Below are 15,735 nucleotides of genomic sequence, written 5' to 3' on the forward strand. Positions count from 1 at the left end.
CGGTTCACTCCCCTTCCCCAGGAGTAATCGGCGCAGGCGTAATCGGCTGCACCACGGCCAGGATGTCGATCACGTAGACCATGGTGTCAGCCGCGTCGATGCCGAACTCGCGGCTGCCCTCGTCACCGAACCCCAACGCCGGCGGGATGATGGCGAGCACCTGGGATCCGACCGTGTTCCCCACGATTGCATCCCCGAACGCCTTCATGAAGCTCGATGTGGGCATTCGGACGGGATCGTCCCGCTGCCAGCTGGAGTCGAAGGTCCTGCCGCTCGCCCAGACAACCCCGCGGTACTCCACGGTCACAGTGGCGCCCTCGGTGACCACCAGCCCTTCGCCCTTCTTCAGCACGGTGGCCGAGAATGCGGTCGGTGGCGACTTCGGGGGGATCGTGACCTGCGGCTCGCCGGTTGCCCCGACGTGCACCTGCGGAAGGCTGTCCATCACGGGCTGGCGCTCACCCAGGGCGCGGTCAGCGGCAATGGAGACGACATCGACGATGAGCACGACAGAGTCGGATGCTGCGATGCCGTGCTTCTCGCTCCCGGCGTCGCCGAACGCTTCCTCCGGAGGAACCACGGCGGCGATCCGGGAGCCCTCGGCCGAACACCGGAGCGCGTCTTCCAACCCGGACACCATCGACCTGCCGTCGAGGACGACCTGTGCGTGCGGGGTGCCATACCCGACGGCGTCGATGACGTCGCCGGTCGCCGCATCGAACGCGGCGTAGGCGAATGTCACCTGCGACCCAGGCTCGGCCAGCCTGCCCTCACCGGGATTCACCACGGTGCGCTGCGTTCTGGCGGGTGCGAGCGCTTCCTCGAAGCGCACGCTCGGCACGGCATCGGCACCGCCCAGCACCACTACTGCGTCGGAGGCGGTGCCGGGCGCGGTCGGCTGGCAGGAGAGGTCGCCGACGAGGTCGCTCGGCGCGCTCTGGCATCCCGCGAGCAACAGCGCCATGCTGGCGATTGCCACGAGGGCGAAGGGTTTCTGCACGGTTGTTGCTCTCCGGATCGGGTTGAGTAATCAGCCTACGGCCACAGTCACCCGCGGCTCGTGACCCACCGGAAAGTTCACCGACGCCGCGATGAAGCACTTCTGTGCCGCATCGTGGTGCAGTGCCGTGGCCCGTTCTGCCATGTCGGCGCTGGCGACGGTCACCACGGGGCGGAGCGTCACCGAGGTGAAATGGCCGCCGCCATCCGCGCCCTGCTCCATGACCCCGACCGGCTCGTCGCGGTAGTCGGTCACCACCACGCCGGCGGATGCGGCAACGTGGAGATAGCTGAGCAGGTGACACTGGCTGAGGGCGGCGAGCAACATCTCTTCGGGATTCCAGCGGTCGGCGTCACCGTGGAATGGGCGGTCGCTCGACCCGGCGATGTCATGCTTCCCCGCCGACGACAGCACGTGGTCCCGACCGTACGCCTTGTAGTTGCTGGTTCCCGTTCCGCGGTTGCCGGTCCAGACCAAGCCGATTGCGTAGTGATGTTCCAACCCCATAGGGGCAGGTTACACCGGCGCTAGGCTCGGAAGATCATGACCTCCCAACCACTCACCACACGCGACACCGTCGAACTGGCCGTCCTCGAACGCAGCGGAATGATCGAGTCCCGCCACCTGGGCGCAGCCATCGTGCTGTCCCCGGATGGCGAAGAACTGCGGATGCTCGGCAACGCTGATGCGCTCATCTACCCGCGGTCCTCCCTCAAGCCGCTCCAGGCCGTCGCGGTGCTGCGCTCTGGCGTCGATCTCGACGGAGAGCAGCTCGCCCTGGCGACCGCCAGCCACTCCGGTACCGCCGCCCACCAGCGCGTCGCGGGCGAGATGCTGGCCAGGGCCGGGCTGGGCGAAAACGACCTGGGCTGCCTTGAGGACTGGCCATCGGACCCGGCGGCCGAGGCGACGGCACGGACCTCCGGCGGGCCACGACGACTGGCCATGAACTGTTCGGGTAAGCACGCCGCGTTCCTCCTGGCCTGCGCGCACAACGGGTGGTCGATCGACGACTACCTCGATCCGCTGCATCCGCTGCAGAGGCGCATCCAGGCTGTGGTCGAAGAATTCACCGGAGCACCGATTGCCCACTTCGGCACGGACGGGTGCGGCGCACCGCTTTTCGGCATCAGCCTGCGTGCCCTGGCGATCGCCCTGTCGCGGGTGGCCCGCGGCACGGAGGACGCCACCGCCCGCCTGGTGTCGGCGCTCCTGCAGCACCCCTGGGCGATCGACGGTCCAGGCAGGTCGAACACCATCGTGATCGAGGAACTAGGGCTGGTCGCCAAGCTGGGTGCTGAAGGGGTCAACGTCATGGCTGCCAGGGACGGCACATCGGTCGCCGTGAAGATGCTGGACGGCAATGGACGAGCGACCACCATGGTGGCGCTCGAGTTGCTGGCCTCCGTCGGCGCGGTGGACGCCGCGCAGGCAAGGCGCGTCGCCGAACTCGCCACGGAGCGGGTGCTCGGTGGCGGAGAGCCGGTCGGCGAGCTGCGCGTGGCGTTCTAGCTACCTGGACCGCATGCGCTTCGCCCGCAGGGCGGAGGTCACCTGCTGGCTGACGACCAGGATGATCGCGAGCAGGAACACTGCCGACGCGATCACGTTCGCCTCAGCCGGGATCCCGCGAGCGGCCGCCGTATAGACGAACTTGGGGAACGTCGTCGCCGAGCCCGAGTTGAAGCTGGTGATGATGAAGTCGTCGAAGCTCAGGGCAAACGACAGCAATGCCGCTGCGACGATGCCGGGAAGCAGGAGCGGGAAGGTGATGCGCCAGAAAACCTGGCGTGGGGAGCCGTACAGGTCGCGTCCGGCCTCCTCCAGCGCCGGGTCGAGGCTGGCCACCCTCGCCTTCACCGTTACCACCACGAAGCTGATGCAGAACATGGTGTGCGCGATGATGATCGTCACGATGCCCTTCTGCATGCCCACCATGAGGAACTCGGCTGCGAGTCCGGCACCGAGCACGACCTCCGGGGTCGCCATCGGCAGGAACAGCAGCAGGCTGATCGAGGAGCGGAACCTGAACCGATACCGCACCAGGGCGATGGCGATCATCGTGCCGAGCGCTGTCGCGATGACAGTGGCGGTGACTCCGACCAGGAGGCTGTTTCCGAACGCCTCGCAGACATCCTGTTTGTTGCAGACGTTCAGCCAGTTCTCCCAGGTGAAACCGCGCCAGGCGATGTTCGACTTGATCGAATCGTTGAACGAGAACACGAAGGTGTAGACGATCGGAACGAGCAGGAACGCGAGCGCCAGCACGGCGTAGATCGGCAGTAGCCACTTGCCGAAGGAGAACCGGTTCACAGCAGGTCCTCCGTTCCACTTCGCTTCACATAGGCGACGACCATCACCAGGATCGCCGCCATCAGGATGATCGAAAGTGAAGCCGCCGCCGGATAGTTGAGCACGATCAGGAAGTTGCTCTCGATCACGTTGCCCACCATCGCCGTACCCGAGCCGCCGAGGAACGCCGAACTGGCGTTGATGTAGTCGCCGGCCGCCGGGATGAACGTCAGCAGCACGCCTGCGACGATGCCGGGCATCGACAGGGGCACCGTCACCGTGAAGAAGGTGGTGGCCGGCTTCGCATACAGGTCGCTTCCGGCCTCCAGGTAGCGGGTGTCGAGGCGCTCGAGCGATGCGTAGATCGGCAGCGTCATGAAGGGGATGAAGTTGTAGGTCAGGCCGAACACCACCGAGAACGCGGTACCGGTGACATGGGCGTCCGCCGGCAGGATCGTCAGGTTCTTCAGGATGCCGACGAGCGGCGATTCATCGGACAGCAGCTGCTTCCAGGCGAGCGTACGAAGCAGGAAGCTGATGAAGAACGGGGCGATCACCAGCACCAGCGCGAGCTTCTGCACCAGCGGCCACGGGCGGGCGACCACACCGATGAAGTAGGCGAGCGGGTAGCTGAAGAGCAGGGCGAAGATCGTCGCGAGGATCGCGTAGACGAACGAGCGGATGATGTGCTCGCCGTAGAGGCCGATGACGGTCTGGTAGTTCTCCCACCGGAAGGCCGTCTCGTACTCGCCGATGTCGCCGAACTCCGCAGGAGCCTGCAGCGAGGTGATCAACAGGGAGACCAGCGGTACCAGGTAGAACAGCGCCAGGTAGAGGATGCCCGGCAACAGCAGCAGGAGCGCGATCTTGCTGAATCTCCGTGGCTTCTGCTCTACCTCGACGCCGGACGCGAATGCACCGAATGCCATGCTCAGGCTTCCCCGAGCTCCGAGGCGAGCGCACGCTTGCGCTCGGTGGCGATGGTGGCCGTGTCGGCATCCGCCGGGAAACGGGGAGCGGCCTCCGGTTCGTCTTCCAGTCCGAAACCGTGCTCCACCTGCCACGACACCCAGACCTCGGCGCCCTCGTTCACCGTCGGCCCGAAGGCCATGTTCTGGGCGAAGACGACGACCCTGCCCGCCCCGGGGACCTCGATCAGGTACTGGGTGCTCACGCCGCTGAACGAGACGTCGATCACGCGGCCGGGGCCGAGCGAGTTGCGGCTGGCGGATGCGGCTGGTTCGGTTTCGTGGAGGCTCAGCTTCTCAGGTCGCACTCCGACGGTCACGTCCCCGGTGTGGCGGTGGGCCCTGGACTTCGGTACCACGATCTTGCCGCCGGCGACCGCGACGGTGATGCTGTCAGCCGTGGTGGCGACCACCTCCCCGCCGAACAGGTTCGACTGGCCGAGGAAGTTGGCGACGAAGGCGGTCCGCGGCAGCTCGTACAGCAGCTCAGGTGCACCAAGCTGCTCGATGCGGCCCTTGTTCATGACCGCAACCGTGTCAGCCATGGTCATGGCCTCCTCCTGGTCGTGGGTGACATGCAGGAAGGTGAGGCCGACCTCCTCCTGGATCGACTTCAGCTCCAGCTGCATCTGCCTGCGCAACTTCAGGTCGAGGGCGCCGAGCGGCTCGTCCAGCAGCAGCAGGGCTGGGCGGTTCACCACGGCCCTGGCCAGGGCGACCCGCTGTTGCTGCCCGCCGGACAACTGGGAAGGCTTCCGGCCGGCCAGGTGATCGAGTTCCACCAGGCGCAGCGCCTCGTGGGCCTTGGCAACGGCATCCGCGATCTTCCGTCGCTTCAACCCGAACGCGACGTTCTCGAGAATGGTCATGTGCGGGAAGAGTGCATAGCTCTGGAACACGGTGTTGACCGGACGCTGGAACGGCTTGGTCCTGGTGACGTCCTTCCCACCGATCAGGATCTTGCCTGCGGTCGCGTCCTCGAGCCCGGCGACCAGGCGGAGGGTCGTGGTCTTGCCACAACCGGACGGCCCGAGAAGCGCGAAGAAGGACCCGGCCGGGATCTTCAGGTCGAGTTCCTCGATCGCGGTGAACCCGGGAAAGCGCTTGTGGATGCCGATCAGTTCCAGGTCGGCGCCGGCCTCAGCGAATGAACCAACCATGATCAGGAGCCCAGGAGCACAGCCTGGAATGCCGCGCCGTATTCGCTCTCTTCTGAGCCGTCCAGCGTCTTGAACATCTTGGTGGTTGCCAGCGTTTCGTCGCTCGGGAAGATCAGCTGGTTGTCGGCCAGCTCAGGGTCGATCGCGATGGCTGCCTCCTTCGCACCGACGACCGGGGGAATGTAGTTCACCCAGGCGGCAACCTCGGCGGCGACCTCCGGCTCGTAGTAGTAGTTGATCAGCGCTTCAGCGTTGGCCTTGCGCGTCGAACCGATGGGAACGACGAAGTTGTCGTTCCACAGGGTTCCTCCCCCGGAGGGGATGGCGAACTCCCACTTGTCGCCGGCCTCGGCATTGATAATGGTGATGTCACCGGACCACACGATGGCGGCCAGGGTGTCTTCGCTCTTCAGGTCTTCCAGGTAGGCGTTGCCCTTGATGTTGCGGATCTGGCCGTTCTCCACCTGCTCCTTGAAGGTGTCCAGTGCGGCGTAAAATTCGTCGCCACCCCAGTCGCTGCTGATGTCGACGCCGTTCTCGGCCATCAGCACGCCCATGGTGTCGCGCATCTCGGAGAGCACGCCGACTCGCCCCTTGAGCGAGGGATCCCAGAGGTCGGACACCGACTTCAGGCCATCCGGCAGTTTCTCCTTGTTCCAGGCGATGCCGGCGAAGCCGCCCTGCCACGGAATGGACTTCTTGCGTCCAGGGTCGAAGTCCGGGTTCTCCAGGTCAGGGACAAGGTTCTTGATGTTCGGGATGTTGCTGTGGTTGAGGTCCTGGACATACCCGAAGCGGATCAGGCGGCTGATCATCCAGTCGGTCAGGCAGACCACGTCCGCACCGATGTCCTGGCCGAGCGCGAGCTGGTCCTTGACCTTGCCGTAGTAGGTGTTGTTGTCGTCTACCGCGACGTCGTAGGTGACCTTGATCCCGGTCTGTTCCTCGAACTTCATGATTGTCGGGTAGTCGCCATTGTCGTCTTCGTCAATGTAGGCGGCCCAGTTCGCCCAGGTGAGGGTCTTGTCGTTGGCGGAGTTGTCCTTCGCGGCGCTCGGTGCCTCGTCTCCACCGGTGGAGCACGCGGCGAGCGCCAGCGCGGTCGCTCCAGCACCGGCACCGGCGAGTACCGTGCGGCGGGAGAGTTGGGCCCGGCGTGCTTGCCTGATCAGCTCGCGGATCATCGGGTCTTCTGGCAGTTGCCTCGTCATGGCTGCTCCTTCTCGACGTGCTGCTGACCTACTCAGCGCCGGGTAGCGGAACTGCAGTGTTCCGTGTCTGTCGATACTGGCACAACCGCGGGGAGAGTTGTACCCGAAAACTTCGGAAACATCCTCGATACCTTGAATTTCTAACGAAATCAGCAGAGTTGGGACGGTTTTGATGCGGAATCAATTGCGATCGAGGAGGTTCAGCATGCGCCGGTGCGGAAATGTCATCCACTAGGGCAATTGTGCGCGGATGACGGACCCGTCACGTCCCAGGACCCACGCGGCCCCGGGGGCGGAACCCAGCGGCGGCGGTAGTTGCCTGGTACCGACCAGCGTGCGGAATTCCGCGACAGTGCAGCCGACGAACACGACGGGGCCGGTGGACCTCGCCGTTGCGAAAAGGCCCCATTGCGACTGCCAGTCCCCCGGGTTGGCCGCCAGAATGAGCGCCTGCGCACCCCTGTCAGCGGTGATCTGGAGGCTTCGATCAGGCTGGCCTGACACGTCGATGACCGTGAGCGCTGCCGGCTCCGGATGGTGCGCGGACCGAATCCGCTCGGCGGTCGCCGCTGGAGCCGGGGCGACCAGCGCGAAACCCTGCTCGCGTTGTAACGGCCATTCGGCCCTGGCCGAGCCGGCGGATGGCGATCGCAGCGGCTCGGCAGGGCCCAGGGCGACCTGCATCCGGTGACCGCGCCATACGCCCGCCCCCGGCGCCGACTCGACGTTGAACAGTGCCGCATCGGCGCCGGCCAGCAGGTGCTCCTGGCGGTTCTGCATTCGCAGGATGAGCCGGGTGTCGCAGCCCGCCACCACCGACTGGATGCTGGAGGTCACCCTGCCGGCGCTCAGCACCGTCGCGCGTCCCCGGCCCGCGCCTTCTCGCATCAGGCGGGTCAGCAGGTCGATGAACGCCGATTGGTGATCGACGCCGAACCGCCCGACCAGCGTGTCGACGTCGTCGAGCAGGTACAGCCTGGGGGCTCCCGCGGCCACGCCCAGCTCATCGACGGCGCCGAGCTCATCGACGGCGGCAGCGACTGTGTCCCATGCGCCCTCGACGTCGGACGGGATGAGCACCGTGTTCAGGGATCGCACCCGGCACGCCTCCTGAAGGGTCGACAGGGTTCCGGTCTTCCCCGAGCCCAGCGCGCCCAGAACGACCAGGTTGCCGTCCTTCTCCGGGTCGTAGACGGCAGGAGGCTGGCTCTGCGCCTCCGGAACGTCTGCCAGGCCGAACGGCAGTCCGGGTCCGGTGTACCCGGCGAGGACGACGTCGAGCGGAAGGACCGGCGGCAACGGCTCGCACCACGGCCGGCGCACCGGATGCCGGTCGGCACGGTGTCGATCAGCGGCGTGTCGTTCGGAGGCGTGTCGTTCGGAGGCCTCGGCGACATCGTCGCCTGTGGCGAGCGCGACCTGGATCGCAACCGGCGGCCCTCCGCCGATACTGACCAGGCAGCGGCCGGCCGGGTGCACCGGAAGCTCGGCAGCATGTGGTGTCCCGACAACGGCAGTGCTGTCCGCGCCGTTGTTCACCCGCAGCGACAGGCGCAGCGAGCAGTTGGCGAGAACGGAGTCGCGAACGACACCTGCTGGACGCTGCGTGCACAGGATGAGGTGGATTCCGAGCGAGCGCCCCCGGCTGGCCAGATCGGCGAAGAGCGCCTGGAGCTCGGGAAACTCGCTCACCACGACGGCGAACTCGTCCACCATGATGACCAGCCGTGGCATCCGTTCGTCACCGGTGAGCTCGTCGAGCGACCGGGCGCCTGCTGCTGCGAGCACCCGTTCGCGGTGGCGCAGTTCGGCCCGGAGACTTGACAGCGCACGCTCGGCTGCAGCCTGGTCGAGGTCGGTGAGCAGCCCAACGGTGTGCGGGAGTCGGCTGACCGCCGCAAACGACGAGCCCCCCTTGAAGTCGACGAGCAAGAAATTCACCTCCGCCGGAGATGCGACCCGCGCCAACGCCAGCAGCCAGGACACCAGCAGTTCGCTCTTGCCGCTGCCGGTCGTTCCGCCGATGATGGCGTGCGGGCCGTCGCGCACAATGTCGATCGCCATCGCACCGCCCGCCCCGATACCGAAGACGGCGGGGAGCGCACCGTCCGCTGCGGCTGCGGGGGTGAGGTCGGCGAATTCGACCGAAGCTGGCAACGCATCGGCAGTCGTGAAGCCTGCGGATGCTGCGCAGGCCATCGCGTGCGCAGCCAGCGCCCTGGCCTCGGGTTCGGAGGTGAACCAGGGGCGAAATCCCGGGATCGGCACACCGGAGGGATTTCGCTCGACCGAGGCGAAGCCGCTCGCGGACAGGCGCACGACCACCCGGCAGGCGCGCGGCAGCCCACCGTCATAATCCGCAACGACGCAGCTGGCCTCGACGCGGGCCGGCTCCGATCCGCTGCTGAGCGGAGCGAATCCGACGCGATGGCCTCCGCTGGCCCGGGTGGCAACCGGATGCGGAAGGCCGCGTACCCAGTCAAGGCCCCCGCCAGCATCCGCAGTGATTTCAGAGTCCGCCGGGGACAGCCGGAAGGCGAGCTGAGCGACGATCGCCCGTGCCAGCGCGAAGGCGGTCACCGGCGGCCCGATGATGCCAATGCCATCCCTCGCATCGACGCACACCGGTGCGTCCACCAGCGTGCCGGCTGCAGCCCTCAGCCCGGCGTACGCCTCGGCAACCAGCGGATCCGCAATCGCGTCTGCCGCCTCCAGCTCCACGCTGCTGGGAATGGCGCCGGTCCCGAGGCAGATGGGAACAGGAAGGCTCCAGTCCTGGCGCCACCACTCGGGGTCCCTCGCGGAGCTCCCCTGGAGCTGGTGCGGCGACAGCGCCACCTCGGAAAGCGCGTCCCGCTCACGCAGGTGGGCGGCGTCGATCGCGCGAAACGCAGCCTCGACGTCAGCGCGGAACCGAACCCCCTCGGCCCTGGCGTTGCGCCTGGACTGCCGGCCATCGTCGATCAGGCTGCCGACGGCGACCACCGGCCCGAGAAAGGCGAACACCAGGGCGAACGGTGACCCGGTGACCGCCCACATCACCAGGGAACCCACCACCGGTGCAGCGGTGGCAAGCAGGGGAAACTCCCGGCGGCGGCGCTTCTCGGGCGGGGTTGGGAGGGTGATGCGATCGGGCTTGTAGCCGGAGGAGTGGTACAGGGCAGCCATGCGGCCAGCCAAGCAGGAGCGCTGGGGCGGCTTCGCGGCCGCGACGAAGATGGCGGAGTGTGGCGCGCGGCCCGCTGTCGGGGGGAGGAGTGCTCAGCTGACCACGAAGAATTGTTCGCCGATGTCGATCCTGGTACCCCGGATCACGCGGTAGCGACGGTCGGACTCCGCCCTCCTGGCGCTGATGTCGGGCTCCCGGATGATGGTGCCGTTACCGGAGAACCTGTCTTTCACCCAGAAGGCTCCCCCCTCCTGGCCGAACTCGAGGTGGGTCTTGGACACGGACTTGCCGGTGTCGAGCACCCTAACGAGATGCTCGAAGAATTCGCCCGGTTCCGGCTGGGGGTTGCGTCCGATCAGGCCGCTGCCGTGGACGGTGAAACTCTCCCCCGTGCTGAACTGGAGCACGAAACGGTCGCCGGACACCCGGCTGACGATGCGGGTGGCCTCGAGGTCGTCGTACTCGCCGGCGACGTCATACTCGCCAGTGTCACGGAACCGCTGCCGCGCTGCCGCCGGCGGAGCGGGTGGTGCCGTCGGCGCCGGCGGGGTGCTGGGCACAGCCGGCCGCAATGACGCCGGCGGAACGACCAGCTCGGGCCGGCTGGCTGCCCACAGTGGTCTCGGCTCTGGCTTGGCCTCCTGTGTCGGCTCAGGCCCAGGGTCCGACTCGTGGTCCGCTGGTTCTGGTTCTGGTTCTGGCGCCGGCTCGAGCTCCGACTCCGACTCCGACTCCGGCTCCGGAAGGAACTCCCGCACCCGCTCGATCGAGGGCTCACGGGTCATCGGTGACAGGTCGAGTTGCCGGGTCTCGCCGGTGAAGTCCGACACCGAGAACGCGCGGGTGATCGATCGTGAGACGAAACCGCATTCGCCACAGAAGATGTCGTCGCTGCTCATGACGTTCTGGCACTGCTCGCAGCGAAGGTCGCCGGCCGAGAGCTCGACATCGATCTCATCCGCGTCATCCGTCAAGGAGTCGCCGGTGACCGGGTCCTCAACCCAGCGCGCCGGGGTCGTCTGCCGAACCTCGGCTGACCTCCGCTCGACCGAATTCGCGGGAGCCGACCTGAGCACCGGATGTGACTGGCCGCCTGCATCCGTCACGGCGGTTCTCGGTGCACTGGCGACCGACCGACCGCACTCTCCGCAAAAGAGCGCGCCGGGGGGCAGCGTTGTGCCGCAATGCGTGCAATTCACCTGCGCCCCCTGACGTTCAGCCGCGAATCCTTGCGCCTGAACAGGCTCTTGACACTATATCCACCCAGTGATCGCACCGACACGAGCGCCTTGATGCGCTGCCATCGGGTGCGCCCCTGCCCGAGCGCCTGCCGCAGCTCATCGACGGCCCGCCACACCTTCTCCGCCTCGGAGTCCTCGGTCGAATCCGGCGAGAAGACGGCGCGATCCGCAACGGATGCCAACACCAGGGAACGGGTTCCGCCCACCGTTCGTGCGACCTCGGCCCTGGTGGGCATCGGCGGGGGGTTGTAGCCGTGGTCGAGAACCGCGTCCTCGAACTCCTGCCATCCGCCGGCCACCCGGGTGATCGGTGACGTCGCACGCCTTCGCAACGACCTTCTGCGCAGCTTGGCCACCGCCACGGCCAGGAACGGCGACATCAGGATGGCGGCACCGAGGAGGACCATCCCGGTGACCTGCGCAATCGCCAGCAGGATCGCGAGGACCTCGTTCGGCAACTCCGGGTCCTCCTGCGAGCTGTCCGGCTGCACCTGCTCCACGGTGAAGTCGGGCTCGGTGGGCGGTGGCTGCACCGGCGACTGCGGGCGTGCGACCTGGGTCGGGTCTTCCGGCTCCTCTTCCGGGATCTCCCGCGGATCCGGATTCGGGTTGATCGCCACCCAGCCATGCCTCGAGGTGTTGACCTCGATCCATGCGGACACGTCTTCGCCCAGTACCGTCACCACAGAATCACTGTCCTGGTGATCGGGAGCGAACCCGAGCACCACCCGGGCGGGGAAACCCAATTGGCCGGCCATCAGGGCTGCCGTCACCGCATACTGCTCCGCATCGCCGATCATCCGCTGACCGGTCAGCAACTGGGTGATCCGGTCGGCGGCATGACCGGACCTGCTGGCCGGCTCATCCTCATCGACGCCGTGACTGATGTAGCCGTCGGCACGCAACCCGTCGATCATGGCCTGGAGCCGGGCACCGGCTGTCTCGGCTTCGCCGACGTAGCCGCTGAGGGCCAGTGCCAGCTCATCCGGCAATTGTGCCGGCTGCGGAACGGTGGCACTTCCCGGTTCGAGTGCGGCCAGCTGCCCGGGGGTCGGCGACGACGGTACCACTGCCTGGAAACGGTAGGAGTCCCCTTCAGAGAGCCCTTCGACGACTACCGCTGTGCCGCTGTTGTCGTTGTAGAAGAATGAGCCGCGCAGGTCGGCGGCGTCCGGCCCTGCGAAGGTGACGCTCTCGAGCTTGCCGATGGACGGCATCCAGATGCCCTGATACTGGTCGACCGTGACCTGCACCGAAATCTCATCGCCGGCAACCCCTGACTGGTCGAAGGTGGTGGGAACCCTGACGAACGAGCCGGACAGGCTGCTCACCTGGTCGCTGCCGACCGAGTAGACGATCCCGTCATAGGTGTCGAGAGCCGCGACCCGGAGCATTGCGCCCTCGGGAAGCCCCTCCACCATGAACATCGGCCGGTTGGCCGACTGCACCTGGTGGTAGGCACGGAACCCGCTGAGCGGACTGGCATGATCTCGGGGATCGAACGGCTCCTCGACGGCCGCACGCAGCACCTGCCGCCCGGTGTCGACCGGGAACAACCAGACGCCACCGAGTGCGATGCCAACGGCCAGCGTCATCGTGAGGGCAGAACCCAGAAGGGCGCGAAAGCCGAGTCGGGTGTCCCGGGACTCGACGGCCCTCCCCTTACCTGAGGCGGGCTGTCCGACCAGGAGGCGAATCGACGCCCGCCTCCGATACCACCGGGCCCAGATCAGCCAGACCAGGATGAGAACGAGCAACGCGAGCGTCAGCGGCATCGGCCAGTCGGTCGACTCGGGGCCGAAAGTCACGGCAAGAACCAGGATGATGGCGGGAACGATGACCGCGACCTCGCCGTACCGGGCGCGAAGGGCGATGCTCAGTCCGATCACCGTGCCGAAGAGCATGAGCAGCAGAGCCGGGACCAGGAGCGCTTCGAAACTGCCGACCGGCAGGGTGATGGTGAGCAGCTGCTTCCAGCCCACCGCGGACCCGGCGAGCAGGTCGACCATTCCACCGAGGCTGGGAAGGACGCCGTAGAGTGCCTGATCGGGCACTGCGAGTGGCACCCCCAGAAGCAGGTAGGACGCGATGGCCACCAGCATCACCACGATGCTCGACCAGCGATAGACGGCCCCGAGGATGGCAATCGCAGACCCGGCAATGAGCGAGGCGGCGATCAGGATGATCAGGCGCTCAGACTGGTAGATGGGCCACAGCGTCGCTCCGGCGACCGCGAACGTCGCCCACACCATCACGGTGTTGATGGCGATGAACCCGGGAGAAACTGTGGACCTGGCCATCAGGCGGCTGCTGCCTTGGCGAGGCTCTTCTGGAGGTCTTCGAGGTACCCGATGGTCAGCACGCTGAGGCCGGATACCTGGCGGAGGCCCGGAACTGTCTCTGGATCGCACACGATGGCGACGACCTCGACCCCCACCGAGAACTGGGTCGATGCAGAACGGAGCTGGCCAGGCGTCGGAAGTGAGCCGCAGACCAGGAAGGCGACCGAGATTCCGGTGACCTGCTCCGCCGTCACCCGCGCGACATCCGTTATGGCCAACGCGGACTGCGAGTGCCCGACGACGGCCAGGTCGTCAAGCAGCCTCGCCCTGGTGAGCGTACTGAGCTGCCGGACCGCGAGGGTCTTACGCTTGGCGAATTCCGGAGTCTCGGCGCTCGCGACGACAGAGACGTTTCTCACATCCCGGATGGCGCGCACGCCGAGGGACCCGGCGACGCTGACCGCAAGCTCGAACTCCTCGTCGCCCGCGTAGTCGCCCGACGCGAGGCTGAGCGCGACGACCAGGTGGCTGCGCCTGGTCTCCTCGAATTGGCGCACCATGTACGTACCGGTCTTGGCCGTGCTTTTCCAGTGGATGTAACGACGTTCATCCCCCGGCATGTACTCACGGAGTGCGTGGAATGCAACATCGCTGTTCGTCAGGTCGCGGGTGGCGTTTCCCTCCAGGTCGCGAATGAGCCCAGTGCTGGTGCTCGGGATCGCTATCGTTCGCGGGTGGACGACGAGTTCTGCAACGTCGGTCCAGACGAGTTCGCGTCGCACCAGGCCGATCGGGTCTGCACGCACGGTTCGTACCGGACCGACCTGGTAGACCCCTCGCCTGGTCGTCGGCACCGAGAATTCCTGCTCGAAGGAGGAGCCGCGCGCCACGCTCGGCAGGACGATTTCAGTCAGGCCCCGTCCCACCGGGATCTCGACCTTCACACCGAGAACCCGTCTCCTGGTTGGGTTCACCACCGAGACGATCCCACTCGCGTCGTCGCCGATCACCACGCGTCGGTGGGGAAGGTCGAGGGTGAGGGTGAAGGAACTGCGACCGATCAGGTAGACGGCGGCGATCAGGATCATGACACCGCCGGCAAATCCGACGGCAACCAGCTCTGTCCATCCGAACCGGTAACCCGCCAGCAGGCTCACCGGCACGATAACCAGCATCGCCCAGCCGAGAGGCGTGATGACGGTGGCCATGCGCCCGGTCCAGATTGCGACGCGGGCTCCGGCGGTGCGCGTGAACCGCACCAAGGACACGATGGCATCGGCAAGGATGCCCTCGCGATAGCCCACGATACGGGTGCGCGCGTTGGTGAGGCCGCGAGTCTCGGTGCTGGTGTGTTCCGCTCGCCCGGTCAAAGCCGTTCGGCTGTGAGCGGATAGGGCCTGTCGCGCCTGTGGCGATCCTGTGTTCGGTGTCAAACCGCCTGCCTCTCGCTGGGCGGGGAGGTCTCCATCAGGATCTGCGCAATGATGCTCGACGAGGTGACACCGTCGAACTCTGCTTCAGGGTCGAGCACCAGGCGGTGGGCAAGCACCGGCTCGGCGAGGGCCTTGACGTCGTCCGGCACGACGTAGTGCCTGCCGCTGGCAGCAGCGAGTGTCTTCGCCGTGCGAATCAGGGCGAGCGCCCCTCGCACGCTGACGCCGAGGCGCACCTCGGTTGCGCTCCTGGTGGACTCAACCAGCCGGGAGACGTAGTCGTTGATGGTGGGGTCGACGTGAACTGTGCGCGCGATCGCCGCCATCTCGGTGACGACCTCCGCGGTGATGATCGGCGCCAATTCGGTCTCGTGCGCTCGCACTCCGGCACCCTCGAGGATGCGCAGTGTTGACGCGTGATCGGGGTAGCCGATCGATGCCTTCATGATGAACCGATCGAGCTGCGCCTCGGGGAGACGATAGGTTCCAGCCTGCTCGATCGGGTTCTGGGTGGCGATCACCATGAAAGGCACCCCGGCCGGGTGCGTCACGCCGTCGACGGTGACCTGCCCCTCCTCCATCACCTCCAATAGTGCGGCCTGGGTCTTCGGGCTCGCCCGGTTGATTTCGTCGGCCAGCACGATGTTCGCGAAGATCGGCCCGGCATGGAACTCGAAGGACCCCGACTTCTGGTCGTACACGCTCACCCCGGTGATGTCACCGGGCAGCAGGTCGGGGGTGAACTGGATGCGGCTGGACGTGCCTTCAACGCTCTCGGCGATTGCGCGCGCGAGTGACGTCTTGCCGGTGCCCGGAAAGTCCTCCAGCAGCAGGTGTCCTTCGCTGAGCAGCGCGGTGAACGACAGCCGGATGACGAACGTCTTGCCCAGGAGGACCTGGTCGACGTTGGCCACCAGACGGTTGAAGATGTCAGCGAACCAGCTGGCCTGCTCAGGGGTCATGCTCATTGTGTTGCCTT

General features: G+C 66.7%; 12 protein-coding genes. 1 reads left to right on the forward strand and 11 read right to left on the reverse strand.

Annotated elements, in window-relative coordinates:
- Positions 1 to 4: 4 nt before the first annotated feature.
- Together ACX3O0_RS07925 and ACX3O0_RS07930 are read right to left on the reverse strand one after the other, a co-directional pair.
- Positions 5 to 1,000: an FKBP-type peptidyl-prolyl cis-trans isomerase gene (locus ACX3O0_RS07925; protein WP_459107368.1), complete on the reverse strand. Its 996-nt coding sequence runs from the start codon at positions 998 to 1,000 to the stop codon at positions 5 to 7.
- A 30-nt stretch (positions 1,001 to 1,030) separates the two neighbouring features.
- Positions 1,031 to 1,507: an OsmC family protein gene (locus tag ACX3O0_RS07930; RefSeq protein ID WP_459093537.1), complete on the reverse strand. Its 477-nt coding sequence runs from the start codon at positions 1,505 to 1,507 to the stop codon at positions 1,031 to 1,033.
- 36 nt (positions 1,508 to 1,543) lie between these two features.
- Here ACX3O0_RS07930 and ACX3O0_RS07935 point away from each other — a divergent pair, with 36 nt between their 5' ends.
- A complete protein-coding gene (locus ACX3O0_RS07935) occupies positions 1,544 to 2,512 on the forward strand; it encodes an asparaginase (protein WP_459107369.1) in 969 nt (322 codons plus the stop codon).
- On the opposite strand, the gene ACX3O0_RS07940 is transcribed toward ACX3O0_RS07935, so the two are convergent.
- The 9 genes from ACX3O0_RS07940 to ACX3O0_RS07980 form a co-directional block, all read right to left on the reverse strand.
- Positions 2,513 to 3,313, reverse strand: a complete 801-nt coding sequence (locus tag ACX3O0_RS07940; RefSeq protein ID WP_459093535.1) for an ABC transporter permease — start codon at positions 3,311 to 3,313, stop codon at positions 2,513 to 2,515. It lies immediately after the preceding gene.
- A complete protein-coding gene (locus tag ACX3O0_RS07945; RefSeq protein ID WP_459093534.1) occupies positions 3,310 to 4,221 on the reverse strand; it encodes an ABC transporter permease in 912 nt (303 codons plus the stop codon). Before ACX3O0_RS07945 ends, ACX3O0_RS07940 begins: the two co-directional genes overlap by 4 nt.
- A 2-nt stretch (positions 4,222 to 4,223) precedes the next feature.
- Positions 4,224 to 5,420 carry an ABC transporter ATP-binding protein gene (locus ACX3O0_RS07950; RefSeq protein ID WP_459093533.1) on the reverse strand — a complete coding sequence of 399 codons (1,197 nt, stop codon included), beginning with the start codon at positions 5,418 to 5,420 and terminating at the stop codon, positions 4,224 to 4,226.
- A 2-nt stretch (positions 5,421 to 5,422) separates the two neighbouring features.
- Complete coding sequence (locus ACX3O0_RS07955) at positions 5,423 to 6,631, reverse strand: ABC transporter substrate-binding protein (protein ID WP_459093532.1); 1,209 nt, start codon at positions 6,629 to 6,631, stop codon at positions 5,423 to 5,425.
- 231 nt (positions 6,632 to 6,862) lie between these two features.
- Positions 6,863 to 9,799, reverse strand: coding sequence for an FtsK/SpoIIIE domain-containing protein (locus tag ACX3O0_RS07960; protein WP_459107370.1), 2,937 nt, complete (start codon positions 9,797 to 9,799; stop codon positions 6,863 to 6,865).
- Positions 9,800 to 9,892: 93 nt separating this feature from the next.
- On the reverse strand, positions 9,893 to 10,999 hold the full coding sequence (locus tag ACX3O0_RS07965) for a double zinc ribbon domain-containing protein (RefSeq protein ID WP_459107371.1): 1,107 nt from the start codon (positions 10,997 to 10,999) through the stop codon (positions 9,893 to 9,895).
- Positions 10,996 to 13,341: a transglutaminase domain-containing protein gene (locus ACX3O0_RS07970; RefSeq protein WP_459093529.1), complete on the reverse strand. Its 2,346-nt coding sequence runs from the start codon at positions 13,339 to 13,341 to the stop codon at positions 10,996 to 10,998. The genes ACX3O0_RS07965 and ACX3O0_RS07970 overlap by 4 nt, the downstream gene beginning before the upstream one ends.
- A complete protein-coding gene (locus ACX3O0_RS07975; protein WP_459093528.1) occupies positions 13,341 to 14,693 on the reverse strand; it encodes a DUF58 domain-containing protein in 1,353 nt (450 codons plus the stop codon). The genes ACX3O0_RS07970 and ACX3O0_RS07975 overlap by 1 nt, the downstream gene beginning before the upstream one ends.
- A 59-nt stretch (positions 14,694 to 14,752) precedes the next feature.
- Positions 14,753 to 15,724 (reverse strand): AAA family ATPase, encoded by a 972-nt coding sequence (locus tag ACX3O0_RS07980; protein WP_459107372.1) that lies wholly within the window; start codon positions 15,722 to 15,724, stop codon positions 14,753 to 14,755.
- Between the last annotated feature and the right edge of the window lie 11 nt (positions 15,725 to 15,735).

The sequence above is a fragment of the Homoserinimonas sp. A447 genome, assembly GCF_054489325.1.

Excerpts from the sequence above, each read along its gene's own strand:
- ACX3O0_RS07930 (WP_459093537.1), bottom strand. The coding sequence starts at position 1,507 with ATGGGGTTGGAACATCACTACGCAATCGGCTTGGTCTGGACCGGCAAC.
- ACX3O0_RS07935 (WP_459107369.1), top strand. The coding sequence starts at position 1,544 with ATGACCTCCCAACCACTCACCACACGCGACACCGTCGAACTGGCCGTC.
- ACX3O0_RS07945 (WP_459093534.1), bottom strand. The coding sequence starts at position 4,221 with ATGGCATTCGGTGCATTCGCGTCCGGCGTCGAGGTAGAGCAGAAGCCA.
- ACX3O0_RS07950 (WP_459093533.1), bottom strand. The coding sequence starts at position 5,420 with ATGGTTGGTTCATTCGCTGAGGCCGGCGCCGACCTGGAACTGATCGGC.
- ACX3O0_RS07955 (WP_459093532.1), bottom strand. The coding sequence starts at position 6,631 with ATGACGAGGCAACTGCCAGAAGACCCGATGATCCGCGAGCTGATCAGG.
- ACX3O0_RS07960 (WP_459107370.1), bottom strand. The coding sequence starts at position 9,799 with ATGGCTGCCCTGTACCACTCCTCCGGCTACAAGCCCGATCGCATCACC.
- ACX3O0_RS07970 (WP_459093529.1), bottom strand. The coding sequence starts at position 13,341 with ATGGCCAGGTCCACAGTTTCTCCCGGGTTCATCGCCATCAACACCGTG.
- ACX3O0_RS07980 (WP_459107372.1), bottom strand. The coding sequence starts at position 15,724 with ATGAGCATGACCCCTGAGCAGGCCAGCTGGTTCGCTGACATCTTCAAC.